Below are 966 nucleotides of genomic sequence, written 5' to 3' on the forward strand. Positions count from 1 at the left end.
CCGCGCCGGGGCCGGTCTGCCGCACCGGCGAGATGTACCCGGCGGGCTGCCCGGCCACCGGCACGGCGATGACCACGGGGTTCTGCCCTCCGGTGGCGAAGATGTCGCGCAGGGCATCCACCAGCGGCCCCACGCCCAGCAGGCCCGCAAGGTCGCTGCGTTTGCCCAGCAGGTAGCCCTTGCCGGGCTGGCCCCCGGAGCACACGCCCACGATCATGGCCGTGCCGTCCACGCCGCCGGGCGCAAGGCCCGACGTGCCGTCCACAAGATATTCCAGTACGTCGCCCATGGTGCCTCCTTACGGCTAACGCCCGCCCTGCGGACGTGCGCCCAACGCGGTCAGGGCCGCTTCGTAGGTTTCTGCGGTAACGCGCTTGCCGGGCTCCCAGCCCTGCATGCGCGCCAGCGCCGCCTGCTGCCAACTGGGCACGCGGTACAGTGTGGCCAGCTCGTCCAGCGAATGCAGGGTTGCCGCGGGCTGGTCCTGCCCCGTGGTGGCTGCGGCGCCATCGCCATCGGACGCGCTGGTGGCGTTTTCGGCGGTGGCGGCCTGTTCCTGCCCCGTGGAGGCGGCTTGCTGCCCCTCGTGCTGCGGCGTGTCGCTGCCGGTTGCCTGCGTCTGCGCGGTGTCGGCCTGCGTCTGCGCAATGTCGGGCGCGTCCTGCGTCGTTGCCTTGTCCGTCATGTCCTGCGTGCTCTTGGTCGCGCTCTTGGTCGCGGTGTTGGCCATGTCAGTTGCCTCCTCCCACGTGGGGAACGATGTTGATGTCGGTCAGCAGGCGGACCTCCTCTTCGGTGGCCACCCGCCATGTGAAGTCGATGGTGAACAGGTGCGAACGCTTTATGAACGGGGCCACCACCGCGTTGCCCACGCGGCGCTCGGCGTAGCCCTGAAACTCCGCCCGCTGCACGCGCACCGCCACCCACAGGCCCCGCGCGTCGTTCAGCCCGCGCGGCAGCGCCGCC

General features: G+C 71.1%; 2 protein-coding genes and 1 pseudogene. All 3 read right to left on the reverse strand.

Annotated elements, in window-relative coordinates; genetic code table 11:
- Positions 1–289: DUF2586 family protein (locus FVW20_RS16665; RefSeq protein ID WP_231039192.1), on the reverse strand; the 289-nt coding region annotated here is incomplete at its 3' end.
- 15 nt (positions 290–304) lie between these two features.
- Positions 305–730, reverse strand: coding sequence for a hypothetical protein (locus FVW20_RS16670; protein ID WP_196610469.1), 426 nt, complete (start codon positions 728–730; stop codon positions 305–307).
- Between the two features lies 1 nt (position 731).
- Positions 732–966: pseudogene (locus tag FVW20_RS16675) on the reverse strand (hypothetical protein); the annotation flags it as partial.

Origin of the sequence: Nitratidesulfovibrio oxamicus (genome assembly GCF_015731765.1) — a bacterium.
Classification (GTDB): domain Bacteria; phylum Desulfobacterota; class Desulfovibrionia; order Desulfovibrionales; family Desulfovibrionaceae; genus Cupidesulfovibrio; species Cupidesulfovibrio oxamicus.